A 23,991-nucleotide genomic window follows, 5' to 3' on the forward strand; every position below is an offset into this window, starting at 1 on the left:
GATGGTAGGAGAGTTGGGTCACTTTGCGTTAATTTGGATTGCGGTATCGAGCTCACTAAGCTCTGCTTGGTATGCATGGCAAAAGTGGCGTGGTGGTGATTCAACACTCTCCTTATCATTAATCGCTAAGCTCAACGGTGCATTGGCACTGTTGAGCCTTATTATTCTTGGCTACTTATTTATAGCCGACCAATTTCAGTTTCATTATGTCGCCTCTCATTCTAACTCTGCACTGCCTCTGTTCTACAAAATGGCAGCGGTGTGGGGCGGTCATGAAGGCTCAATGTTGTTTTGGGTCTTTACCCTTGCGCTATGGTCAGCGTGTATCTGCTTCATTTCGAATATCAGTCAGCGTTATTTAAACGACGTGTTGTGGATCATGACATTGTTTGTCGCTGCGTTTAGTTGGTTTACCTTACTTGCCTCTAATCCTTTTGTTTATTCAGAATTTTGGTTAGAACAAGGTCGTGATTTAAATCCGATGTTGCAAGACATCGGGCTTATTTTTCATCCACCACTGCTTTACCTTGGCTATATTGGCTTTTCGACGGTATTGGCATTTGCTTTGGCAGCATTAATGCAACCCGATTACATGACTCAATGGATCAAATTAGCCACACCTTGGGTAGTATCTGCATGGGTATTTCTCACCTTGGGAATCTTAGTTGGCTCTTGGTGGGCCTACAATGAACTCGGTTGGGGAGGCTGGTGGTTCTGGGACCCGGTCGAGAACGCCTCTTTATTACCTTGGTTAACTGGTACTGCGTTGCTGCACGCTATGCTAGCGGCTAAGAAACATCAGCAACAAAGTCGAACGGCGTTAATCCTCGCTTTGGTGACGTTTAGTTTGAGCATTCTAGGGACGTTTATCGTGCGTTCTGGAGTTCTAACGTCAGTACATGCATTTGCCGTTGACCCGAGTAAAGGAGTGGCGTTGCTGCTGATTTTGGCTGTTACTTTAATTGGTTCGTTTTCTCTCCTGTTTGAACGTAACGACGCGATTAAAAGTGAGCCTATTCGGGCGTTAAATGGGCGTGGTTATCTGTCTCTAATGGCGGTAGGTCTGCTTGCTATTGCTACTTTTACCGTCTTTCTTGGCACTTTCTATCCAATGGTTTATGAGCTACTGGGTCTTGGTGCTATCTCGGTCGGCGCCCCTTACTTCAATACCTTGTTCTTACCCTTGACGCTGTTAGCTCTGTTTGGAATGGGGTTAGTTCCACTATTTAAATGGCATCGTGGTTCGTATTATTCGTCCGCGAAGATAGCTGCGCTGTTGGTTGTTGCTTTGGTGGTTGGCGGTTTACTGTATTGGCCGCAAGTGGAGCAGATATCTATTGTGGTGATGGTTGTCTGGGGGCTTGGCGTTTGGGTGTTACTTAGCCATAGCTTGCTTGCTATCAAACAGTCGAAACTCTCATTTATGATCCTTGCTCACATTGGCCTAGCGATAAGTTGTGTCGGGGCAGTGATGAATAGTGAACACTCTTTTGAAGTTAATCATAAGATGGCTACGGGAAGCCGAGCGCAATTTGGTGGCTGGCAGGTCGAGTATCTTGATACCGAGTGGTCAATTGGTCCCAATTACACGGCTGAAAGGGCGCTGATTCGTTTCTCCCAGCAAGGACGAGAGTTTGTGCTGATGCCTGAGCGTCGTCACTACCCAGTTCGTGTGATGAATATGAGTGAGCCGGCTATTCGATCGTTCTGGCATGGGGATTACTATATAACGCTCGGCAGTAAAGTAGACGTCGATTCCTACGCGGTGAAAGTTCAGTACAAAGCGTATATAGGCTGGATCTGGGGTGGGGCACTAGTGGCGATGCTTGGCGGTGTGATACCTTTGCTTTCATCGCGGAGAAAAGGAGTTGCCCATGGCATTATCAAGCAAGCATAAGATCAGTATATTTGTCGTTGTTCTTGTCGGCTTTATCGGTTTTTTGGTTGCGGGGCTGAACTCTCAACAATTTGGGCCTCAATCAACGCCTGTTGTACGCGCCTTTCCTGTGATGGCTGTAGAGCGGCTTGATGGAGATGGTGATATTCAAACTGATCAACTGTTTAAAGATGATTATCAGTTGGTCAATGTCTGGGCGTCTTGGTGTGGGGTATGTAAGCAAGAACATGCCTATTTGAATCAACTAGAACAATCTGGTGTACCGATAGTGGGGTTAAACTATCGTGATCAACGTTCAGGTGCGCTTAATTACCTCGGCCATTTAGGTAACCCCTATCGTGATGTCATTTATGATCCTAAGGGGCGTTTAGCGCTTGATTTAGGCGTGGTTGGCACACCCGAAACGTATCTAGTGACGAAACAAGGTGACATTATTTATAAGCATCTTGGCGTATTGAATGAGCGAGTGTGGAATAAGTACTTCGCTCAATACTTTCAACTTGGAGAGAGCTAACCTGATGGCACTGAGTAAGCAAGCATTGTCAGTGATGCTGATGATTTTAGCGCTATTTGCTCAGGCGGCATTTGCCTCGCAAGAGTTGTTTGCCCCTGCAACGTCACAGCAAAATTCTCAGGTGGAACTGTTTGAGTTTGATTCTCCTCAGTTGCAAAAAACCGCCATAGAGTTAGCGAAATCTTTACGCTGCCCCCAGTGTCAAAATCAAAACTTGGTCGAGTCGAATTCACCGATTGCGAAAGATTTACGCCTAATCGTGTTTGAGAAAATCAACCAAGGTCAGAGTGAGCAACAAGTGATTGATTTTATGACCGCACGTTACGGCGAGTTCGTTTTGTACAAACCCTCTTTCAGTCTATCGAATGCCTTATTATGGCTAGCGCCTATCTTGTTACTCGCTACGTTTATCGGTTTGTCGATTAAACGTATCAAAGCGTAGCCCTTACCTCCTTTGCTCTAACAATTTACTGATAGAAAATTATGCCAATTGGTATAGAGTAATAGCTAATTTCAAATCAGTAGTTACCGATCAGTGCGTTACGCAATAGAACAATATGATAAGCATGGCTTTTTAAAAGCCCCGAAGCTGCTTTGGTTTAGCTGGCTATTTTTAGCTAAAGCTTGGATAGTCTTTGTCGTCGCCGGAGCAAGTCGAGAGAGTGGTAGTAAGATTCTTTCGATTGTCTACCCTGATCACACCATGCTCTATTTGGGCCTTGCGATGGGGGTTCCTAGTATTGCTCTGATGTGGCTAGTTAACCTGCGCAGTCCTGAGCGTCAGTGGCTCAATAACATCGTGGCTTGGGGACGGAGCATCACGCTCGTGACCGCTGCCTTGCAGTTATCCCAGACTATGTATCATGTTTATTTGGTCCATGGCGCCTTCAGTTGGGCGAATGGAGCGGTGATGTTACTGCTGCTATGGTTAATTATTTATGTCGCGAGAAGCCGCAGTGTGAGAGACAGTTTTCATAACCCTCCAATGCAGTGATCGAAGCAAGCGATGATCGCTATCAATACTTTGAAATCAAAACGAAATACACTGAGCAAAAAAATTAAGTGAGGAACTCATAATGTCATACCCTCAAAGCGCAATTCTTCCTGAAGCAGGACCATTTGCACAATACACTTTGTTGAAAGTAAACCAAGATGCCGAAGGCGTGTTAGCTCAGCTGCAAGCTCTACCTGCATTGGTTGAAGAACTTAATGCTCAACAGCCTGGTGCAGAGCTGACACTGTCAATTGCCTTTACTAAAGCCTTTTGGAGCAAGCTTGATGTAGCGGTTCCGAGTGAGTTGATTGACTTCCCACAATTAGGTGAAGGTGAAACAGTCGCACCTAGCTCAGATGTCGATGTTTTGATTCACTGCCACTCCAATCGTCATGATTTGCACTTCTACCTACTGCGTAAGTTTTTCGCTCAGGTTTCTGAGAGCGTGTCAGTGGTTGATGAAACTTATGGTTACCGCTACCTAGATTCGCGTGATATGACCGATTTCGTTGACGGTACAGAGAACCCGAAAGATGCACAACGTGAAGAAGTCGCGATTGTTCCACACGGTGAGTTTGCTGGTGGTAGCTATGTCATGGTGCAGCGATTTATTCACAACCTGCCATCTTGGAATCGTCTCAACGTTTCTGCGCAGGAGAAAGTGATTGGTCGTACTAAGCCGGACTCTATCGAATTAGACGATGTACCTGCAGCGTCACACGTTGGACGTGTTGATATTAAAGAAGAAGGTAAAGGCCTTAAGATTGTTCGTCACAGCTTGCCATACGGTAGTGTGTCAGGTGAACATGGTCTGCTGTTCATTGCTTACTGTAATACACTGCATAACTTCAAAGCGATGCTAGAAAGCATGTACGGTGTAACGGATGGCAAAACTGACCAATTGCTGCGCTTTACAACCGCTGTGACAGGAGCTTACTTTTTTGCACCTTCAGCAGAAATGCTGCAAGCGCTTAACGTTAAATAGCGCGATGCCATCACTTAAATAGTGATGCTGACTTAAGTCACTGATCAACCGAGCCTATGTGCTCGGTTTTTTTTATGCAAATTACCTTAAAGAATAATCCGTTTGGCCGATACAAAGAGTAACTGAAAGAAGGATATCGCTTAACCATGGCCATCACTGTTAATACCAATGTCTCTGCAATGACCGCGCAGCGTCACCTGACGAATGCGACGGACTTGCTCAACCAGTCGTTAGAAAGACTGGCGTCGGGCAATCGTATTAATAGTGCCAAAGATGATGCTGCGGGTTTGCAAATATCCAATCGTCTTGAATCTCAAATGCGCGGGCTCGATGTCGCAATGCGTAATGCCAACGATGGTATTTCAATCATGCAGACCGCAGAAGGGGCGATGAATGAAACCACCAATTTATTGCAGCGCATGCGAGATCTCTCGTTGCAATCCGCGAATGGCTCAAACAGTCGTGCTGAGCGAGATGCGTTACAAGAAGAAATGGGCGCTTTAAATGATGAATTGAATAGAATAGCAGAAACCACCTCTTTTGGTGGTCGAAAATTGCTCAATGGTTCATTTTCATCCTCTTCTTTTCAGATTGGTGCAAGTTCTGGTGAAGCGGTACAAGTGTCACTGAAAAACATGCGTTCTGACAGTTTGGATATGGGCGGGTTTAGCTATATTGCCGCAGGTAAAGCAGACAGCTCGTGGCAAGTTTCCCAGGGCAGTCAAGATCTCACCATGCAATATACCAATGCTCAAGGTCAGCAAGAGAGCATCAATATCACTGCTAAATCAGGCGACGATATTGAAGAGCTAGCGACCTATATCAATGGTCAAACCGACAAACTATCAGCGTCGGTTAATGAAGAAGGGCAACTGCAAATCTTTATGGCAGGTAAGGAAACGGCGGGAACGATTTCCTTTTCTGGTGGGCTAGCGAGTGAGCTCAATATGAACCTAGCTGGTTATGAAGCGGTTGATAACATAGATATTTCTGAGGTCGGGGGCGCGCAAAGGGCCGTCTCCGTTCTCGATACCGCCCTCAATTATGTCGATAGCCATCGAGCTGAACTTGGCGCAATGCAAAATCGCTTTAATCACGCCATCAACAACTTGAGTAATGTGAACGAAAACCTCTCAGCGTCCAATAGCCGGATTAAAGATACCGACTACGCGAAAGAAACCACCCAAATGGTTAAGCAGCAAATTTTGCAGCAAGTGAGTACATCCATCTTGGCGCAGGCTAAACAACAACCAAATTTAGCGATAACGTTACTCGGTTAATTTAAGGCAAGAGAGCAATATCGACAGCCGAAGCGAAAGCTTTAGCAAAAAAATGGCTTTATTAACGTTTAATCACGCTTTTCTCACCAATAGAACTTTTTTCGAAAAAAACTTAAAAAAAACCTCAAGGTTTTGGAAATAGCGCCGTTAATAAATGTAACTTTTGAGAGAACTACTTTGGTTTTCCGAGACGTCGGAAACCGGAAACATCGGAAAATCAAACGGAGAAATCACCATGGCAGTGAATGTAAATACAAACGTATCAGCAATGACAGCACAGCGTTACCTAAATAGCGCGAACAATGCTCAACAAACTTCAATGGAGCGTTTGTCATCTGGTTCTAAGATCAACAGCGCTAAAGACGATGCAGCGGGTCTTCAAATCTCTAACCGCTTAAACGTACAAAGCCGTGGTCTAGATGTGGCTGTACGTAACGCGAACGACGGTATCTCTATCGCGCAGACTGCTGAAGGTGCGATGAATGAGACAACAAACATCCTGCAACGTATGCGTGACCTATCGCTACAGTCTGCTAACGGTTCAAACTCGAAATCTGAGCGTGTTGCTATCCAAGAAGAAGTAACAGCACTTAATGACGAACTAAACCGTATCGCTGAAACAACATCTTTCGGTGGTAACAAGCTACTTAACGGTACGTTCGGCACTAAATCAATGCAGATCGGTGCAGACAACGGTGAGGCAGTAATGCTTTCACTAAACAACATGCGCTCTGATGACTCTAAGATGGGTGGCCAAAGCTTCCAAGCGGCTACTGCTAAAGATTCAAGCTGGACAGTTGCTGCAGGCGCAAATGACCTAACAGTTAACCTAACTGACACTGACGGTGTTGCTCAAACTATCACTATCAACGCGAAAGAAGGCGACGATATTGAAGAACTAGCGACATACATCAACGGTCAAACTGACATGGTTAAAGCGTCAGTAAACGAAGATGGTCAGCTACAAGTATTCGCAGGTGCAGATAAAGTAGACGGCGCAGTATCATTCTCTGGTGGTCTTGCTGGTGAGCTTTCAATGGGCGCAGCAACGAACGTAACCGTTGATACTATCGATGTAACGTCTGTAGGTGGCGCGCAAGAATCTGTTGGTATTATTGATGCTGCACTTAAAAATGTAGATAGCCACCGTGCTGAGCTGGGTGCATTCCAGAACCGCTTCAATCACGCTATCAACAACTTAGATAACATCAACGAAAACGTGAATGCATCTAAGAGCCGTATCAAAGACACTGACTTCGCGAAAGAAACAACTGCACTAACTAAGTCGCAAATTCTTTCTCAAGCTTCAAGTTCTATCCTTGCTCAAGCGAAGCAGGCGCCAAACTCGGCACTAAGCCTACTAGGCTAATCAAATCTAGATATGAAAAATCCAGCTTCGGCTGGATTTTTTTTTGCCTGAGATAAATAAATGATCTCCATCACATTTCATATGCTCAATGATAAAAAATCACAATTAATTGAATTTTTTCCTAAAGGTATTTTCTAGCTCGCCGTTAAAGGACTGAGAGAAATGAGATGTGCCAAAGTGAGGTGAGAGACACTGCGGCACATCGCCCTAATGCCGAAGGAGATCAAATATGGCAATTAATGTAAACACGAACGTGTCTGCAATGACCGCACAGCGTTACCTAAATGGTGCAGCTGACGGCATGCAGAAATCGATGGAACGCTTATCTTCAGGTTATAAAATCAACAGTGCACGAGATGACGCTGCGGGTTTGCAAATTTCCAACCGCTTAAACTCACAAAGCCGTGGCTTAGACATGGCTGTAAAAAATGCCAATGATGGTATCTCAATTGCTCAAACCGCTGAAGGTGCGATGAATGAGACTACCAACATACTCCAACGTATGCGTGATTTGGCACTTCAATCTTCAAACGGCTCTAACTCTCGTGGCGAGCGTATCGCGATTCAAGAAGAAGTAACGGCGCTTAACGATGAGCTAAACCGTATTGCAGAAACGACCTCTTTTGGTGGTAATAAACTGCTAAACGGCACATTTGGCGACAAGTCTTTCCAAATCGGAGCGAGTTCTGGTGAAGCTGTACAGCTAGGCATCGGCAACATGCGTTCTGACACCATAGATATGGGTGGTAAAGCATACGTTGCAACCGCGGGTAAAGACGCTGATTGGGGCGTTGCGGCAGGAGCGACCGACCTTACACTGGGCTATACTGATGTACATGGTGAAGCTAAAAACATCACCATCAATGCTAAAGTTGGCGACGATGTCGAGCAGCTTGCAACGTACATTAATGGTCAAAGTGAAGATGTGAAAGCATCTGTCGGTGAAGAGGGTAAACTACAGCTTTTTGCAGCATCTAATAAAGTTGCTACAGACGTCACTATTGGTGGTGGGCTAGGTGGTGAAATTGGTTTCGGTGCTGCAGAAGATCGTACTGTTGCTGATGTAGATGTAACGACAGTTGCAGGCTCTCAGCTAGCGGTATCTGTGATCGATGGCGCATTGAAAACTGTAGATAGCCAACGTGCTGAACTGGGTGCATTCCAAAACCGCTTTGGTCACGCGATCAGCAACTTAGACAACATCAACGAGAATGTGAATGCATCTCGTAGTCGAATTGTTGATACAGACTATGCGAAGGAAACCACTGCGATGACGAAATCTCAGATCCTTCAGCAAGCGAGTACCTCTATTCTGGCACAGGCGAAGCAGTCTCCGTCGGCAGCTCTTAGCTTACTTGGTTAACCGATGGGTTCGATAGGAGCTTATTGGCACAACATTATGTTGTGACCTGCTAAGGTGGAAGGGAGATCGTTATGGAAATACCATCCTACACATCGAACGTCCAGCCTTATGGCTCAGAAAGTGGCACTAAAATTGCTTCCAAGTATGATGGTGTACAGCAAGTTTCCTCGAAAAAGGAGCAAGTTTCTACCACGGAGATAAGTGAAAAAGCGACTCAGAGTGTCGAAAAGGCGATCGAAGCTTCAAAAGAGCGAGAAAAGCTGAATCGAGCAGAACGAGAACGTATTGTGGAAGAGATGAATAATTTTATTTCCTCCATCAATAAAGGCTTATCATTTCGTGTGGATGAAGAATCCGGTAGAGATGTTGTAACGATATATGAAGCGGATACTGGTGATATTATTCGTCAGATCCCTGATGAGGAAATGTTGGAGATCTTACGTCGACTGAGAGAGCAAACGGCCCGTTATTCATCAGGGCTTTTCAACCAGGCGGTGTAATCATACTTGAGGTGAGTGAATGAGTTTTGGCCCAATAGGCATGAATTCTGGCATGGATATCAATTCTATGGTCAGCAAAATTGTAGATGCGGAGCGCGTACCAAAGCAGCAACGTATCAACAATGAGCAGACCAAGATTGATTCTAGTATCAGTGCCTATGGTCGACTCAGAGAGTCGCTGGATACGATGAAAAACTTGATGGCGAGCTTTCGTCAGGAGAAAGCGTTCGCCGCAAGAACGGTTGAATCGACTGATGAAGCTGTTGTATCCGCAACTGCAACCACTGAAGCTATCGCTGGTCGCTATGCGATTGATGTGTTGCAGCTTGCCCAAAGCCACAAAATTGCATCTGATGTACTTCCTGAAGATGCGAAATTTGGTCCGGGTAAGCTGCAGGTTTCATTGGGGGACAAAAAATTCTCCATTGACGTGCAACAAAATTCCAAATTGATTGATATCGTCCGTGGTATCAATGGCAGTAAATCCAATCCTGGTGTTCGAGCCGCTGTAATCAATGATACGGCAGGGCCCCGACTAATCGTTGCTGCTAATAAATCTGGCCAAGATAACGACATTTCGATGACGGTTGATGCTCAGCCAGGTGATGCCCTTAAACAGCTCGAATACAAAACGTTAGAACAACGTGTAAAAGATCTGGAGCGCGCAAGAGCCGCTGCTCAAGATTTGCTTTCTCCGCTCAGTGCCGCTGAACAACTTATTGCCGACAAAATTGCTCAAAGAAACATCGAAGCGGCAAAAATTGTAGATCAAGAAATTGCCGATACTTCTAAACAAGCGGCAATAAATGCCGATCCCAATGCAGCAAAAGAGGCGACGCCGGGTAATGAAATGTCCAACGGTGCAACTTCAGCTGCGGCTCAAGCGGGCATTGACGCAAATAAATACCTAAAACCCGAAGAACGCATTCCAGGCTGGACAGCCACAGCGTCCGGTACCTTATTAGATTCGTACTGGGAACCTGAGCCACAACTCGATGCGAAAGCCAAAGAGAAAATGGGCGATGTTCCGGGTTGGTCAAACAGCGCTTCTGGTACGCTGACCGATTCTTATGTCACACCTAAAGAAGCACAAGCCAAATTGGACTTTGAAAAAGCACGTATTGAACAAGGTTTTGTGGATCAAAGAGCATCCTTGAAACTACGTGTTGCATCCGGTGAGTTAACGCCTGAACAGGCGAAAGAGTTAGAACGAGCGAACATACCAAAAGAAGAGCGCGAGTATCTTGAGCGCATTGATAAAGCCCAAGCGGATCTAAACGCAGCGCAACAATCCTTTGATACCTATCGTGGTATGACAGAAGTTCAGTCTGCTCAAGACGCAAAAGTGATGCTCGATGGTGTGGCTCAACTTTCAAGCGATAACAACATTATTGAAGATGCCATCGACGGTGTTGACCTGACAATTAAAGGTCGTACTGAGCGAGGTAAGCCAGCATCGGAAATCGACATTGAGTATGACCGTCAAGGCGTTCGAGACGATATCGAACAATTTGTCGCAGCCTACAACCAGTTCTATCAAGTCTCTAAAGAGCTTGGCGGCGTTGACCCAACAACGGGTATGGCAGGTCCGTTATCTGGTGATAGCATCGTACGTAGCGCAGATTCACGACTCAAGGCCGTGTTCTCTTCTCGAGTTGAACCTGCTCCCGAAGATCTAAAAACATTGACGGAATTTGGTATTACCACCACACGTCAGGGTAATCTTGAGATCAACTATGAAATGTTAGATCGCCAACTCAACAATAACTTTAATAAGCTCGAAGATTTTTTTGGTGGTAACCAAGGCTTTGCGAAAAAGGTTGAAGATGCGATTCAAGGTCTAACAGGGGTTACCGGCTCCATACGCAGCCGTGAGCGAAGCTTAGTTGAGCGTAATTATCGTATGCAGGATGATCAAGCGGCACTGGATCGCCGCATGGAGAATTTAGAGAAGCGTACACACGCCAAGTTTTCGGCGATGCAAGATGCGACGAGTAAAATGCAGTCACAGTTAGCAGGTATGATGAATGCCCTTGGATAGTGACTTTGATGCAAATATTGCCCTTTTGGGAGATCTGGATCACAAAATTCATGAAACTCTTTCAGTCGCAGAAATCAATGCTGAAGAAATCGTTCAGCTAGTCGATACAAGGGAACAGATTTTGCAAAAGTTACTGGAAGCGATACAAGTTCATCCAGAACTCAAGCACGAACAGCAGTGGCAAGAGGCGGTGAAAACCACTCAAACTGTTGTAGAATTGATGCAAAGCAAGACTGACGAAATGGCAATGGCGTTAAAAAAATACCGCCACGGCAAACGTTCTGTTCAGCAGTATCAAAAGTTTTTATAGATTAAGAGGGTTATCATGCGTGGTTCATTACAGGCTTACAAAAAGGTATCAGTTGATAGCCAACTAAGTGCAGCCTCCCCACATAAGATCGTCCAAATGTTGATGGCAGGCGCTATTGAGCGATTAATTCAGGGTAAAGCGGCTATGCAAGCTGGCAATATTCCGATGAAGGGTGAGCGCCTTGGTAAAGCGTTAGACATAATTATTAGTCTACGCAGCTGTCTTTCGATGGATGATGGTGGTGATATTGCTCAAAATCTAGACCAATTATATGAGTTTATGATTACTCAGATTACTGAAGCGAATCACCAAAACAATCCGCAGCCAATTGACGATGTTATCGACATTATTCGCGAAATTAAGTCAGCGTGGGATCAAATTCCAAACGAATATCACAACCTGACGGCGAATGATGTAGGTATATAAAACCATCAACAAGCGTTTAGATTGATTGTGCTAAATGTCAGCTTTTTCTTAAAAATAACGAAAAGCTGATTTTGGCTTAACATCACATCAGTTAATTGCTTGGTTGCCTTTATTTTTTTTTAAAATAGAATAGAAAGCCACATATAGCCTAGTGGCTTTTTTTGTTGCTGAAATTTATATATTGTCTAGCGGTTTAACTGAACTATAGTTACTCGTAACGTTAGCAACTTTATCCAGCCACACCGTTTTAAAAAGAAAAGGCAAACAATCTCACCTATGCAGGGTTTAGCAAAGCTACTTGTGGTTGAAGACGATGCTCAAGCGCGTATCAATCTCAGTAATATTTTAGAATTTGTTGGGGAACAATGTGAGGCGATCAGCTCTGATCAACTTGATGATCTCGATTGGTCACAAGTTTGGGCTGGCTGTATTTTGGGTTCTCTGAGCAGCGATAGCCTGCCGACCAAGCTGAGTGAAAAGTTATCCCAAGCTAATCATATTCCGCTTCTTATAGCCGGAAAGCATTCATATCCAGTTGAGGAACTGACAAACTATGTCGGTGAACTCGAGTTTCCGTTAAATTATCCTCAGCTCAGTGAAGCATTGCGTCACTGTAAAGACTTCCTTGGGCGTAAAGGGGTAAACGTTCCTTCTTCTTCGCGTAAAAACACCTTGTTCCGTAGTTTGGTTGGCCAGAGTATGGGCATTAAAGAGGTGCGCCACCTCATTGAGCAGGTTTCAGGTACCGAAGCGAACGTGCTGATTTTGGGTGAGTCTGGTACTGGTAAAGAAGTGGTTGCTCGTAATATCCATTACCATTCGGCGCGTCGAAATGGGCCTTTCGTCCCAATCAACTGTGGTGCAATTCCTCCAGACTTGTTGGAAAGTGAACTGTTTGGCCATGAAAAAGGCGCGTTTACCGGAGCGATAACTGCCCGTAAAGGCCGATTTGAGCTGGCTGAAGGTGGCACACTGTTTCTTGACGAGATTGGCGATATGCCAATGCCAATGCAAGTTAAGTTATTGCGTGTTCTTCAAGAACGCTGCTTTGAACGTGTTGGTGGCAACACCACGATACGCGTTAATGTTCGTGTCATTGCGGCGACTCACCGCAATCTAGAAAGCATGATCGATGATGAATCATTCCGTGAAGACTTGTATTACCGTCTGAATGTGTTTCCAATCGAAATGCCTGCGCTGCGTGATCGTATCGAAGATATTCCATTGTTGTTGCAAGAGCTGATGACTCGAATGGAAGCGGAAGGTGCGCAGCCAATCTGCTTTACGCCTCGCTCTATTAACTCGTTAACCGAGCATGACTGGCCTGGTAATGTTCGCGAACTTGCTAACTTGGTAGAGCGGATGATCATCTTGTATCCAAATAGCTTGGTGGATGTGAATCATTTGCCAACTAAGTACCGATACAGTGACATTCCCGAGTTTCAGCCAGAGTACAACAATGTTGAATCGGTTGAAGAGCAGGAACGTGATGCACTGCAAGATATCTTTTCTGAAGATTTCAGCCTTGAATCGACAGATCTGTTCCAAGATCATGACAATGCACCGCAAAGCTTACCGCCAGAAGGCGTTAATTTGAAAGAGATGCTAGCAGAGCTTGAAGTGAATATGATTAATCAAGCGTTGGAAGCGCAAGGTGGTGTGGTTGCAAGGGCAGCGGACATGCTAGGTATGCGTCGTACCACCTTGGTTGAGAAAATGAGAAAGTACAACTTACAGCGTTAAACTGATTGAATTGTTGACTGTCAAATTTTCGACTTAATGATAAGTTGTTGAAAATATTAATAAATGGCCTGGCGTGCTTATTGCATGTCAGGCTATTGTAGTTTTTAAGGTAGAAAAACGTCATGCATTCAACATCTCCGGCTGATAACCAAACGCCGCTAGGTACTTTAGAACAACAAGTCGAACGTTATCAGCAAGTGCTCGATGTTATGCCTGCTGGTGTCATTCTGCTTGATACGCAAGGCGTGGTTCAAGAAGCGAACCCAGAAGCTCAGCGGTTGTTAGAAATTCCGCTAGAGGGTGAAAAGTGGTTTGAAGTGATTCAACAAGCTTTTGCTCCCCGTGAAGATGATGGCCACGAAATTTCATTGAGAAATGGCCGTAAAGTCCGTTTAGCAATTTCAGCATCAACCACGGGTCAGCTGATTTTGATCACTGACTTAACGGAAACGCGATTGCTTCAGTCGCGCATTAGTGACTTACAGCGTCTTTCTTCATTAGGCCGAATGGTCGCGTCGCTCGCGCACCAAGTTCGCACACCTCTGTCGAGTGCTATGTTGTATGCATCGAATTTGGCGGCTCCGAACCTCCCGCCGGCAACCAAAGATCGCTTCCAAAGTAAGCTGATGGATCGCTTGCACGATTTGGAGAAGCAAGTGAACGATATGCTGTTGTTTGCTAAGGGCGGTGACAACAAAGTTGTTAAGCCGTTTACGATTTCTGACTTAGTGGCTGAGTACTCACCGATGGTAGAGACAGGCCTCAAGAACAATAACATCGACTACTTCTTAGAAGTTGAACAAGAGCAGACAACGCTACTCGGTAACGCCAACGCGATTGCTTCTGCATTAAGCAACTTAGTAATGAATGCCATTCAAATTGCAGGCAAGGAATCTCAAGTTGATGTGTTCTTTAGACCAGTAAATGGCGAGCTTAAAATTTCGGTTCAAGACAGTGGCCCTGGTGTACCGAAAGAGCTACAAAACAAGATTATGGAACCTTTCTTTACAACCCGCTCTCAAGGAACAGGCCTTGGCTTGGCCGTGGTACAAATGGTCTGCAGAGCGCATGACGGAAGATTGGAACTTATTTCAGAAGAGGGGGATGGCGCATGCTTTACCATGTGCATTCCACTGGAACGAACCTCTCACACTGACCAAGAAGCTATGACTGGAGAATGATGATGGCTCAAAGTAAGGTATTAATCGTAGAAGATGATGAAGGTCTACGCGAGGCATTGGTTGATACTCTCGCTCTAGCTGGTTATGAATGGCTTGAAGCGGACAGCGCAGAAGATGCCTTGGTCAAACTGAAATCCAATAACGTTGATATCGTGGTTTCTGACGTGCAGATGGCAGGAATGGGCGGTCTCGCACTACTTCGAAACATCAAACAGCATTGGCCAAACCTTCCGGTGCTGCTGATGACTGCTTATGCCAACATCGAAGACGCCGTGTCCGCGATGAAAGATGGTGCCATTGATTATATGGCGAAGCCATTTGCGCCAGAAGTATTGTTGAATATGGTCAGCCGCTACGCCCCTGTAAAGTCTGACGACAACGGTGACGCAGTGGTTGCGGATGAAAAAAGTATCAAGCTTCTTGCTCTAGCAGATAAGGTCGCGAAAACCGATGCGAGTGTGATGGTGCTTGGGCCAAGTGGCTCAGGTAAAGAAGTGATGTCTCGCTACATTCATAACGCTTCTAATCGCAAAGATGGCCCATTTGTCGCGATTAACTGTGCGGCGATCCCTGACAACATGTTGGAAGCGACCCTATTTGGTTACGAAAAAGGGGCGTTTACTGGAGCGGTTCAAGCGTGTCCGGGTAAGTTCGAGCAAGCGCAAGGCGGTACGATTCTGCTGGATGAAATCAGCGAAATGGATCTCAGCCTCCAAGCCAAGTTACTGCGTGTTTTACAAGAGCGTGAAGTGGAGCGTTTAGGCAGCCGCAAAAGCATTAAGCTTGATGTACGCGTTCTTGCGACCAGTAATCGAGACCTCAAGCAATATGTGCAAGAAGGTAACTTCCGCGAAGACTTATATTACCGCCTGAATGTATTCCCAATCGCGTGGCCAGCGCTTTGTGAGCGTCAAGGCGATATCGCCCCACTTGCTAAGCACTTGGTTGAACGACACTGTCAAAAACTGGGTATGCCAGTTCCAAACGTATCAGAACAAGCGATTGCAAAACTGCTTGCGTATCCATGGCCGGGTAATGTGCGTGAGTTGGATAATGTCGTACAACGCGCGTTGATACTGAGTGAAAATAGCAATATTGGTTCTGAACACATCTTGTTAGAAGGTTTAGATTGGCAAGATGCGTCGAGCTTACAAGTCGCTGTAGAAAGTGGTGACGTGATTGTGCCTGATATCAAGCCAGTTGCTGATATGAGTAAAAACTTAACTGCTGGATCGGGTCTAGGTGGTGAGTTACGTGACCAAGAATATGCCATCATTCTAGAAACGCTCGAAGAGTGTAATGGGCGAAGAAAGGAAATGGCTGAAAAATTAGGCATTAGTCCACGAACTTTGCGCTACAAGTTAGCAAAAATGCGCGATGCTGGGATTGATATTCCTAACTAACGTGTTATTTTCCACACTCTTAATGACGTGGCATGAGGATTGCTGCGTCATTAATCTAGCACTAATTTAAGTCAAAGAGTTGACTACTGAGGTTTTGATGAGAATTGACGGATTTCAAAGCGAAATGCAAGCCATGATGTTTGAAGCGGGCGGGACGAAGCCTGCTGCAACAGGTCAAACGGTTGGTGCTGATTTTGGTCAGTTACTCAACAACGCGATTAATAACGTTAACAGCCTTTCTAAAGCATCCAGCAATATGCAAATGCGTTTTGACCGCGGTGATGCTGACGTCTCTCTTTCCGACGTGATGATCGCTAGAAACAAATCTAGCGTCGCTTTTGAAGCAACAATTCAAGTACGCAATAAGTTAGTCGAGTCGTACAAAGAATTGATGAACATGCCAGTTTAAGTTTAGGTAAAGTCTGTGGCGGAACAAAATCAATCAACGGATCTGACAGTTTCTGATAGTGGCCCGGATAGCACTATGCTATCGACTACTGATTTGGATACAGATATACAAAACCCAGATCTGGATGAAAAAAGCAGTTCAAAATTCGACATGGCTGTCGGCGACCTCGATCTATTACGTCAAGTCGTACTCGTCCTCTCTATTTCTATCTGTGTTGCCTTAATTGTCATGCTGTTCTTCTGGGTGAAAGAGCCTGAAATGCGCCCACTTGGGGTGTACGAAACAGAAGAGCTTATCCCTGTTCTTGACTACCTAGATCAGCAAAAGCTGGATTATAAACTTGAAGGCAACACTATCTTGGTGCCAACGAGTGACTTCAATACCCTTAAGCTAGATATGGTTCGTGCCGGCCTTAATAACGAGAAGCAGGCTGGTGATGACATCCTATTGCAAGATATGGGCTTTGGTGTTTCGCAGCGTTTAGAGCAAGAGCGCCTTAAGCTTAGCCGTGAGCGCCAACTATCTAAAGCTATCGAAGAGATGAAGCAAGTGCGTAAAGCGCGCGTTCTGCTGGCACTACCGAAACAAAGTGTGTTTGTTCGCCATAACCAAGAAGCGTCCGCTTCAGTTTTCCTGACGCTTAAAACGGGCACCAACTTAAAGCAAGAAGAAGTCGATTCTGTCGTCGATATGGTGTCGAGCGCGGTTCCGGGGATGAAACCTAACCGTATTACTGTCACCGACCAACATGGCCGTTTGCTGAGCTCTGGTACACAAGATGCCGCGTCTTCAGCTCGTCGTAAAGAACATGAGCTAGAGCGCAAGCAAGAACAAGCACTGCGTGAAAAAATTGACTCTGTCCTGATCCCAATTCTGGGTTTTGGTAACTACACAGCGCAAGTTGATATCCAACTGGACTTTAGTGCGGTTGAACAGACTCGTAAGAGTTTTGATCCAAATACTCCGTCGACACGCAGTGAATACACTCTTGAAGATTACAACAACGGCAGTGTGGTTGCCGGTGTACCGGGAGCGTTAAGTAATCAACCACCGGCAGATGCGTCTATTCCACAAGATGTCGCACAAATGAAGGACGGTTCGTTACTTGGTCAAGGCTCTGTGCATAAAGAGGCGACGCGTAACTTCGAACTAGATACCACCATCAGCCATGAACGTCGTCAAACAGGTGTTGTGAATCGCCAGACAGTCGCGGTTGCGGTTAAGAATCGAGCTATTGTCAATCCTGATACCGGTGAAACAACCTACCAGCCAATGTCAGATGCTGAGCTAAACTCAATTAAGCAGCTATTGATTGGTACCGTTGGTTTTAGTGAAGCGCGTGGCGATTTACTCAACGTTCTTAGTATGCAGTTTGCGGTTCCTGAAACGGAAGCGATTGCTGATGTGCCTATTTGGGAACATCCAAACTTCAACGATTGGATCCGTTGGTTTGCAAGTGCACTAGTGATTATTGTTGTCGTGCTAGTTCTCGTTCGACCAGCAATGAAAAAACTACTCAACCCTGCATCTGATGAAGATGATGACCAACTATACGGTCCAGATGGTATGCCAATTGGCGCTGATGGCGAGACTAGCTTAATCGGCGGTGATTTAGACGGTGGTGAGTTATTTGAGTTTGGATCAAGTATCGACTTACCTAACTTACATAAAGATGAAGATGTGCTGAAAGCGGTACGAGCTCTTGTAGCGAACGAACCAGAGCTAGCGGCGCAAGTTGTTAAGAATTGGATGCAGGATGCCTAACGAAATAGTTCCACAGGAAGAGGGCGGTGAGGTAGCAGAAAACACCGTGGATATAGCAAGTATTCCGGGCGAAGAGCGCGCGGCGATCCTTTTACTCAGTCTTAATGAGGAAGACGCAGCGGGCATTATTCGCCATCTAGAACCAAAGCAAGTTCAACGAGTTGGTAGCGCTATGGCGCGTGCAGCTGACTTAAGCCAAGACAAAGTGGGTGCGGTTCACCGTGCGTTCTTAGAAGACATTCAGAAATACACCAACATTGGTATGGGTAGCGAAGACTTTATGCGTAATGCATTGGTCGCTGCTCTTGGTGAAGATAAGGCCAACAACCTTGTTGACCAAATTCTATTGGGTACAGGTTCTAAAGGCCTAGATTCGTTGAAGTGGATGGATCCTCGTCAGGTAGCGAGCATCATTATCAACGAGCACCCTCAGATCCAAACCATTGTTCTTTCCTATTTAGAACCCGATCAATCTGCGGAAATCTTATCTCAGTTTGCTGAGCGTGACCGCCTAGACTTGATGATGCGAATTGCCAACTTAGAAGAAGTTCAACCATCTGCATTGGCAGAGCTGAACGAAATCATGGAGAAACAGTTCGCAGGTCAAGCGGGTGCACAAGCGGCCAAGATTGGCGGCCTGAAGGCAGCTGCAGAGATCATGAACTACATGGACAACAACGTCGAAGGTGTCTTGATGGAGCAAATCCGCGACCAAGACGAAGATATGGCGACGCAAATCCAAGATCTTATGTTCGTGTTCGAGAACCTTATCGAGGTCGACGACCAAGGTATTCAGAAATTGCTGCGTGATGTTCCTCAAGATGCACTACAACGTGCTCTTAAAGGTGCAGATGATTCTCTACGTGAGAAGATCTTCAAGAACATGTCTAAGCGTGCTGCTGAGATGATGCGTGACGATCTGGAAGCGATGCCTCCAATCAAAGTATCCGATGTGGAAGCAGCACAGAAAGAAGTTTTGGCGGTTGCACGACGCATGGCTGACTCAGGTGAGTTAATGCTGGGCGGCGGTGCGGATGAGTTCTTATAATCGCAATAAAGTGAGATAAAGGTATCTATGTCTGGGGAAAGAAAGCGTGGTTTTTTACGTTTAGATAGTGATGAACTGGTCGAAAAACCAGAGCGTTGGGGTATGCCTGATTATACAGCGCAGACTCATAAAAAAGCGCGCGACACTGCGATGAACTATGACCCTAGCTGGATGCCAATTTCTGAGCCTGTCAAAGAAGAAGTACCGACTGAACTCACCGAAGAAGAGATCGAACTGATTAAGCAGCAAGCTTATCAGGAAGGTTTGCATCAAGGTCAAGAAGCGGGCTTTAAACAAGGTTACGAAAAAGGCAAAGAGCAAGGACTCAAAGAGGGCCATCAAGAAGGCGTCGAGTCGGGCAAAATTGAAGGTGTTGCAGCTGGACAAGAGTTTATTCAGCAGCAAGTTCAAACCTTTATCGGTCTTGCTAACCAGTTTGCGCAGCCTCTTGAGCTGATGAATGCTCAGGTGGAAAAGCAACTGGTGGATATGGTACTCGCGCTCGTGAAAGAAGTGGTTCACGTTGAAGTGCAAACCAATCCTCAAGTTATCTTAGATACGATCAAACAATCGGTAGAGTCTCTGCCAGTTTCAGGTCACGCGATCACCCTAAAACTGCACCCAGATGATGTTGAAATCATTCGCTCGTCATACGGACAAGAAGAGTTGGAGTTCAGAAACTGGACCTTACATTCAGAGCCTGCACTTAACCGCGGAGACGTACAGATTGAAGCGGGTGAGTCGAGCGTTAACTATCGTATGGAAGAGCGCATTCGCAGTGTTATTCAAAGCTTTTGTGGAGTGAATCGCCACCAAGGTGGTGACTGATGCTCGCGCTTGCTGACCGTCTCTCTCAATACAAATCTCAAGGGCTGACTTGCCGCCCCGTTGCTTCAGGCAAATTGGTGCGTGTGGTTGGTCTTACTCTTGAAGCGACTGGCTGTAGAGCGCCAATTGGTAGCTTGTGCAAAGTAGAAACAATGCACGGTGAAATGGAAGCGGAAGTGGTCGGTTTCTCAGGAGAAAGCCTATTCCTTATGCCGAGTGAACAAATCACGGGCATCTTACCTGGCGCGAAAGTGACGCCAATGACCGGAGACGTCGGCCTACCTGTAGGGATGGAACTGCTTGGCCGAGTAATTGACGGTGTTGGTAATCCACTTGATGGACTAGGTCCTCTTTACACAGAAAAACGCGCATCTTTTAACGCCGAACCGATTAACCCGTTAGCGAGAAAGCCGATCTCTGAGCCACTTGATGTGGGCATCAAAGCGATCAATGGCTTGCTGACTGTCGGTAAAGGCCAACGTATCGGCCTATTCGCCGGTTCTGGTGTCGGTAAGTCGGTAACACTAGGCATGATGACCCGAGGCACAACTGCGCAAGTTGTTGTTGTGGGTTTGATTGGTGAGCGTGGTCGAGAAGTTAAAGAGTTTATCGAAGAAATATTGGGCGTCGATGGACGTCAACGCTCAGTGGTGGTTGCGGCTCCTGCAGACTCTTCACCATTGATGCGATTAAAAGGGTGTCAAACCGCCCTGACGATTGCGGAGTACTTCCGTGACCAAGGGTTAGACGTATTATTGCTGATGGATTCGCTAACGCGTTTTGCTCAAGCTCAACGTGAGATCGCACTATCGGTTGGTGAACCGCCAGCAACCAAAGGTTACCCACCATCGGTATTTGCTAAGTTGCCAGCTTTGGTTGAACGAGCGGGTAACGGCAGTCCGGATCAAGGCTCGATTACTGCCTTTTTCACGGTCCTGACCGAAGGGGATGATCTTCAAGACCCAATCGCGGATGCTTCACGCGCAATTCTTGATGGTCACGTGGTGCTCTCTCGTGAAATGGCTGACGCTGGTCATTACCCTGCAATTGATGTCGAGAAATCGGTCAGTCGTGTGATGCCACAGATCACCTCTGAAGAACATGTGCTGATGTCAAAAGCGGTTCGCCAAGTGTTGTCTATTTGCCGTAAGAACCAAGACCTCGTGTCGATTGGTGCCTACAAGCCAGGAACTGATCCTGCAATCGATGGTGCGTTCACTATTAAACCTAAACTTGATGCTTATTTGCAGCAAACGATGAAAGAGACGGTGCCATACGACATGTGCGTCAACATGTTAAGTCGCCTATTGCATGGGGAGTAATCGCTGATGGAAAACGCGTTGGAGTTTTTGTTAGAACAGGTTAAGGAACGTGAAAGCCAAGCTGTGATGGCGTTAAATCAAGCTCGGGTTGAGCTTGATGGTTACTACCAACAGCTCGAGCAGATAGAAAAGTATCGTCTAGATTATTGTCAGCAGCTTGTAGACCGTGGCCAGCAAGGATTAAGTGCGAGTCAGTATTCACACCTTAATCGCTTCTTAACGACGTTAGATGAAACACTGGCGAAACAGAAACAAGCAGAAACCCACTTTAAGAGTCAAGTGGAAGGCTGTGAGCAGAACTGGCTAGAAAGTCGTAAGCAGCGTCGCTCATACGAGTGGCTGATTGAAAAAAAACAGACCGAGAAACAGCGACTAGAGCATCAGCGAGAGCAAAAGCAAATGGATGAGTTCTCGACGCTACAATTTTCACGACGTCTATCTAATTAGCCCTGACCGCTATATCTCACCCCGCTTTTTAACTTGGCTCATTTTTTGCAGTGCAATAACTAGTTTGTATGCAATCAACATCGGCATTTTTTGCTCTTGAGGTTATCCCCTTAAGCGACAGTGAGTGAGTCTTCTATGAATATCAATCTATCATCGGTATCAGAAAGCCCAAAAGCGGCCAAGAGTGTTGCCTCTGGAGAAGAGGTCGCATCAGACGCGTCTGAATCAGGCGGTTTCTTTTCCAAACTCGCCGCTATGATCAAGGGTGAAGGAAAAGCTGAAGGTGGTACGGAAAGTGTAAAATCTGTTGAAAATGAAGGTGATAGTGAGGTTTCATCTGATGGTGAAGTCAGTGAAACAAAAGTCGCCAAGACAGAAGCACAAAGTACCGATGAGCTGCTCGCTGCCGATGATGGTTCTGCTCAGCAAGCATCAACGAAAAGTGAAGGTGAGTCTGAGTCGGCTTCTTCGGCGCAGAAAACAGCGGAGCAAGAGTCGAAATCAGCACCGAGTGAATCTGCCAGTAAGATTGTCTCCGAAAATGATGAAGTATTGCAGCGACTCAATGAATCAAACAATGCCTTAAAGCCAAAAGACGGCAAAGAGTTGCCTCAGGACGTTCAACAAGTGAAGGGTGAAAGCGCAGTAGATGAAAGCGCTAAGCCAGCCGCTAAAGTGTTGGCAGCGGAAGAGGTTGAAGTCGATGTCAAAGAGCTGAAAACAGCTGAAAAAGCAGACGTGGGCACAGACCGTCAGCCTGTTGCGGCTGAAAAATCAGAGCGTGATACCCAAACCGTGATGAGTGCTGATGGGGAAGAAGTCGCAGTACCTGCATCCGTAGCCCCTTTTATTCAACAGCAAGCACCGAAGGCTGATCAGCAGAACGAGTCTGAGTCTCAAACCCCTCTGTCTAGCTCAGCGGCAGCAGCGATAGCGGTGAGCCAGGCGGACAGCGAGCTAGCTAAAGAAATTGAGCAAGTGAAAGCTCAAGGTGATGCAGAACAGGTCAAGAACATAGATACAGACGCGTTGAAAGCTGAAAATGCGCCAGTGACTCAGGTATCACCAGAAGACGTCGCTGAACCAGTTGTTGCTGTGGGTATGACAGCGGCGGTTGCGGCAAGTGCAACTCAAACAGGCAAGGCACCCGTGCAGACCAAAGCGAGCATTGAGGATTCGCCTAAGCTTAATCAAACTCAAACCACATCGCCTGCCTCTGTTGATGGTGAGATGGATCCAAATATGGCAGCCGCTGCTCCAGTTGCTGCTGCGGCCGCAATTCCTTGGGCTACATCAACTGATGTACCCGTGAGCGATGAAGTGGCGATAAAACATGATATGGCCCCTAAAGCGCAGCAAGCCGCCGTCGCGCAGTCAGTCCAACAAGCGTTGACTCAACAGCAAGCACAAGCTGCGCATGCCGCGTTGCAATCTCAATCGGTGCAACAGGCTGCCGCTGCAATGCCTGCTGATTTAGCTGCGATGCAAATGCAGCAGCTAGCGGCAGCGCCAAACGTTGCCATCAATCAAGACCAAGCGTTGCTCAAAGCAGCACTGGGCGCAAAAGCGGCAGGTAGCATTGGCCAGTTAGCGAAAAATGGTGAAAGCCAGCAACCTGGCCAAGAAAGCGGATTCGCTCAACAGCTATCTCAGGCCGCAGGTGCTCAAGGTACACAGTCCCTAGGTCAGGCTCGTGCTGAGCAAATCGCAGCTCAAGCGCCCCTTCAACTCAATCGAGAGATGGCGAGCGAGCAGGTTGCAGAACGTGTCCAGATGATGCTATCGAAGAATCTCAAAAACATTGATATTCGACTGGATCCGCCTGAATTGGGTCGAATGCAGATTCGTATGAATATGAATGGTGATGCGGCAACGGTCCATTTTACGGTCGCAAATCAGCAAGCTCGTGATGTAATTGAGCAGTCGATGCCAAGATTGCGCGAAATGCTTGCGCAACAAGGTGTACAATTGAATGATAGCTCTGTTCAGCAACAAGCCGGACAGCAGCAAAAAGGTTACGCAAACGCCGGACAGGGACAAACTGGTCAAGGTAACAGCAATCAAGGTGTTTCTGGTGAAGAAAACCTTGAAGCAGACATCAATCTTGATTTGAATGTCGCTGCAAAGCGTGATGGAATTAGCTATTACGCTTAAACTGTAAAAAACA

Annotated in this window: 22 protein-coding genes; all 22 read left to right on the forward strand. The window is 46.2% G+C overall.

The features are described 5' to 3' along the window. Nucleotide 1 precedes the first annotated feature (1 nt). Nucleotides 2–1,897, forward strand: a complete 1,896-nt coding sequence (locus tag VIA_RS11840; protein WP_004413236.1) for a heme lyase CcmF/NrfE family subunit — start codon at nucleotides 2–4, stop codon at nucleotides 1,895–1,897. Further along, nucleotides 1,875–2,411, forward strand: coding sequence for a DsbE family thiol:disulfide interchange protein (locus VIA_RS11845; RefSeq protein ID WP_004413237.1), 537 nt, complete (start codon nucleotides 1,875–1,877; stop codon nucleotides 2,409–2,411). Before VIA_RS11840 ends, VIA_RS11845 begins: the two co-directional genes overlap by 23 nt. A gap of 4 nt (nucleotides 2,412–2,415) precedes the next feature. Beyond that, nucleotides 2,416–2,853 (forward strand): cytochrome c-type biogenesis protein, encoded by a 438-nt coding sequence (locus VIA_RS11850; protein WP_004413238.1) that lies wholly within the window; start codon nucleotides 2,416–2,418, stop codon nucleotides 2,851–2,853. Nucleotides 2,854–2,946: 93 nt separating this feature from the next. Beyond that, the gene (locus VIA_RS11855) at nucleotides 2,947–3,405 is read left to right on the forward strand and encodes a DUF2919 domain-containing protein (RefSeq protein ID WP_004413239.1); all 459 of its coding nucleotides are present in this window, start codon (nucleotides 2,947–2,949) and stop codon (nucleotides 3,403–3,405) included. 82 nt (nucleotides 3,406–3,487) lie between these two features. Beyond that, complete coding sequence (locus VIA_RS11860) at nucleotides 3,488–4,390, forward strand: Dyp-type peroxidase (protein WP_004413240.1); 903 nt, start codon at nucleotides 3,488–3,490, stop codon at nucleotides 4,388–4,390. A gap of 146 nt (nucleotides 4,391–4,536) precedes the next feature. Continuing rightward, nucleotides 4,537–5,670, forward strand: coding sequence for a flagellin (locus VIA_RS11865; RefSeq protein ID WP_004413241.1), 1,134 nt, complete (start codon nucleotides 4,537–4,539; stop codon nucleotides 5,668–5,670). 235 nt (nucleotides 5,671–5,905) lie between these two features. Beyond that, complete coding sequence (locus VIA_RS11870) at nucleotides 5,906–7,039, forward strand: flagellin (RefSeq protein ID WP_004413242.1); 1,134 nt, start codon at nucleotides 5,906–5,908, stop codon at nucleotides 7,037–7,039. Between the two features lie 229 nt (nucleotides 7,040–7,268). Then, nucleotides 7,269–8,402: a flagellin gene (locus VIA_RS11875; RefSeq protein ID WP_004413243.1), complete on the forward strand. Its 1,134-nt coding sequence runs from the start codon at nucleotides 7,269–7,271 to the stop codon at nucleotides 8,400–8,402. 71 nt (nucleotides 8,403–8,473) lie between these two features. Next, nucleotides 8,474–8,902 carry a flagellar protein FlaG gene (flaG, locus tag VIA_RS11880; protein WP_004413244.1) on the forward strand — a complete coding sequence of 143 codons (429 nt, stop codon included), beginning with the start codon at nucleotides 8,474–8,476 and terminating at the stop codon, nucleotides 8,900–8,902. Between the two features lie 19 nt (nucleotides 8,903–8,921). Then, the gene (fliD, locus tag VIA_RS11885) at nucleotides 8,922–10,943 is read left to right on the forward strand and encodes a flagellar filament capping protein FliD (RefSeq protein WP_004413245.1); all 2,022 of its coding nucleotides are present in this window, start codon (nucleotides 8,922–8,924) and stop codon (nucleotides 10,941–10,943) included. Beyond that, complete coding sequence (locus VIA_RS11890) at nucleotides 10,930–11,253, forward strand: flagellar protein FliT (protein WP_004413246.1); 324 nt, start codon at nucleotides 10,930–10,932, stop codon at nucleotides 11,251–11,253. Before fliD ends, VIA_RS11890 begins: the two co-directional genes overlap by 14 nt. A gap of 15 nt (nucleotides 11,254–11,268) precedes the next feature. Further along, nucleotides 11,269–11,679, forward strand: coding sequence for a flagellar export chaperone FliS (gene fliS / locus VIA_RS11895; RefSeq protein WP_004413247.1), 411 nt, complete (start codon nucleotides 11,269–11,271; stop codon nucleotides 11,677–11,679). Between the two features lie 276 nt (nucleotides 11,680–11,955). Continuing rightward, nucleotides 11,956–13,422, forward strand: a complete 1,467-nt coding sequence (locus VIA_RS11900) for a sigma-54 dependent transcriptional regulator (protein WP_004413248.1) — start codon at nucleotides 11,956–11,958, stop codon at nucleotides 13,420–13,422. A 122-nt stretch (nucleotides 13,423–13,544) separates the two neighbouring features. Further along, a complete protein-coding gene (locus tag VIA_RS11905) occupies nucleotides 13,545–14,603 on the forward strand; it encodes a sensor histidine kinase (protein WP_004413249.1) in 1,059 nt (352 codons plus the stop codon). Nucleotides 14,604–14,605: 2 nt separating this feature from the next. Then, the gene (locus VIA_RS11910; protein WP_004418602.1) at nucleotides 14,606–16,006 is read left to right on the forward strand and encodes a sigma-54-dependent transcriptional regulator; all 1,401 of its coding nucleotides are present in this window, start codon (nucleotides 14,606–14,608) and stop codon (nucleotides 16,004–16,006) included. Between the two features lie 97 nt (nucleotides 16,007–16,103). Next, nucleotides 16,104–16,415 carry a flagellar hook-basal body complex protein FliE gene (gene fliE / locus VIA_RS11915; RefSeq protein WP_004418601.1) on the forward strand — a complete coding sequence of 104 codons (312 nt, stop codon included), beginning with the start codon at nucleotides 16,104–16,106 and terminating at the stop codon, nucleotides 16,413–16,415. 15 nt (nucleotides 16,416–16,430) lie between these two features. Then, the gene (gene fliF, locus VIA_RS11920; RefSeq protein WP_004418599.1) at nucleotides 16,431–18,179 is read left to right on the forward strand and encodes a flagellar basal-body MS-ring/collar protein FliF; all 1,749 of its coding nucleotides are present in this window, start codon (nucleotides 16,431–16,433) and stop codon (nucleotides 18,177–18,179) included. After that, a complete protein-coding gene (gene fliG / locus VIA_RS11925) occupies nucleotides 18,172–19,227 on the forward strand; it encodes a flagellar motor switch protein FliG (RefSeq protein WP_004413253.1) in 1,056 nt (351 codons plus the stop codon). The genes fliF and fliG overlap by 8 nt, the downstream gene beginning before the upstream one ends. Before the next feature lie 27 nt (nucleotides 19,228–19,254). After that, entirely contained in the window at nucleotides 19,255–20,055 is an 801-nt protein-coding gene (fliH, locus tag VIA_RS11930) for a flagellar assembly protein FliH (protein ID WP_004413254.1), read from the forward strand. Next, nucleotides 20,055–21,377 (forward strand): flagellar protein export ATPase FliI, encoded by a 1,323-nt coding sequence (gene fliI, locus VIA_RS11935; protein ID WP_004413255.1) that lies wholly within the window; start codon nucleotides 20,055–20,057, stop codon nucleotides 21,375–21,377. Before fliH ends, fliI begins: the two co-directional genes overlap by 1 nt. A 6-nt stretch (nucleotides 21,378–21,383) precedes the next feature. Beyond that, the gene (gene fliJ, locus VIA_RS11940) at nucleotides 21,384–21,824 is read left to right on the forward strand and encodes a flagellar export protein FliJ (protein WP_004413256.1); all 441 of its coding nucleotides are present in this window, start codon (nucleotides 21,384–21,386) and stop codon (nucleotides 21,822–21,824) included. A 135-nt stretch (nucleotides 21,825–21,959) separates the two neighbouring features. Next, a complete protein-coding gene (locus VIA_RS11945; protein ID WP_004413257.1) occupies nucleotides 21,960–23,978 on the forward strand; it encodes a flagellar hook-length control protein FliK in 2,019 nt (672 codons plus the stop codon). Nucleotides 23,979–23,991: the final 13 nt, after the last annotated feature.

It is taken from the genome of Vibrio orientalis CIP 102891 = ATCC 33934 (genome assembly GCF_000176235.1).
In the GTDB taxonomy this organism is placed as follows: domain Bacteria; phylum Pseudomonadota; class Gammaproteobacteria; order Enterobacterales; family Vibrionaceae; genus Vibrio; species Vibrio orientalis.

Coding starts and splice junctions, on each gene's coding strand:
- flaG (WP_004413244.1), top strand. CDS start 8,474: ATGGAAATACCATCCTACACATCGAACGTCCAGCCTTATGGCTCAGAA.
- VIA_RS11890 (WP_004413246.1), top strand. CDS start 10,930: ATGCCCTTGGATAGTGACTTTGATGCAAATATTGCCCTTTTGGGAGAT.
- fliD (WP_004413245.1), top strand. CDS start 8,922: ATGAGTTTTGGCCCAATAGGCATGAATTCTGGCATGGATATCAATTCT.
- fliI (WP_004413255.1), top strand. CDS start 20,055: ATGCTCGCGCTTGCTGACCGTCTCTCTCAATACAAATCTCAAGGGCTG.
- VIA_RS11845 (WP_004413237.1), top strand. CDS start 1,875: ATGGCATTATCAAGCAAGCATAAGATCAGTATATTTGTCGTTGTTCTT.
- VIA_RS11905 (WP_004413249.1), top strand. CDS start 13,545: ATGCATTCAACATCTCCGGCTGATAACCAAACGCCGCTAGGTACTTTA.
- fliJ (WP_004413256.1), top strand. CDS start 21,384: ATGGAAAACGCGTTGGAGTTTTTGTTAGAACAGGTTAAGGAACGTGAA.
- VIA_RS11910 (WP_004418602.1), top strand. CDS start 14,606: ATGGCTCAAAGTAAGGTATTAATCGTAGAAGATGATGAAGGTCTACGC.
- VIA_RS11900 (WP_004413248.1), top strand. CDS start 11,956: ATGCAGGGTTTAGCAAAGCTACTTGTGGTTGAAGACGATGCTCAAGCG.
- VIA_RS11945 (WP_004413257.1), top strand. CDS start 21,960: ATGAATATCAATCTATCATCGGTATCAGAAAGCCCAAAAGCGGCCAAG.
- VIA_RS11860 (WP_004413240.1), top strand. CDS start 3,488: ATGTCATACCCTCAAAGCGCAATTCTTCCTGAAGCAGGACCATTTGCA.
- VIA_RS11850 (WP_004413238.1), top strand. CDS start 2,416: ATGGCACTGAGTAAGCAAGCATTGTCAGTGATGCTGATGATTTTAGCG.
- VIA_RS11840 (WP_004413236.1), top strand. CDS start 2: ATGGTAGGAGAGTTGGGTCACTTTGCGTTAATTTGGATTGCGGTATCG.
- fliS (WP_004413247.1), top strand. CDS start 11,269: ATGCGTGGTTCATTACAGGCTTACAAAAAGGTATCAGTTGATAGCCAA.
- VIA_RS11875 (WP_004413243.1), top strand. CDS start 7,269: ATGGCAATTAATGTAAACACGAACGTGTCTGCAATGACCGCACAGCGT.
- fliE (WP_004418601.1), top strand. CDS start 16,104: ATGAGAATTGACGGATTTCAAAGCGAAATGCAAGCCATGATGTTTGAA.
- fliG (WP_004413253.1), top strand. CDS start 18,172: ATGCCTAACGAAATAGTTCCACAGGAAGAGGGCGGTGAGGTAGCAGAA.
- fliH (WP_004413254.1), top strand. CDS start 19,255: ATGTCTGGGGAAAGAAAGCGTGGTTTTTTACGTTTAGATAGTGATGAA.
- VIA_RS11870 (WP_004413242.1), top strand. CDS start 5,906: ATGGCAGTGAATGTAAATACAAACGTATCAGCAATGACAGCACAGCGT.
- VIA_RS11865 (WP_004413241.1), top strand. CDS start 4,537: ATGGCCATCACTGTTAATACCAATGTCTCTGCAATGACCGCGCAGCGT.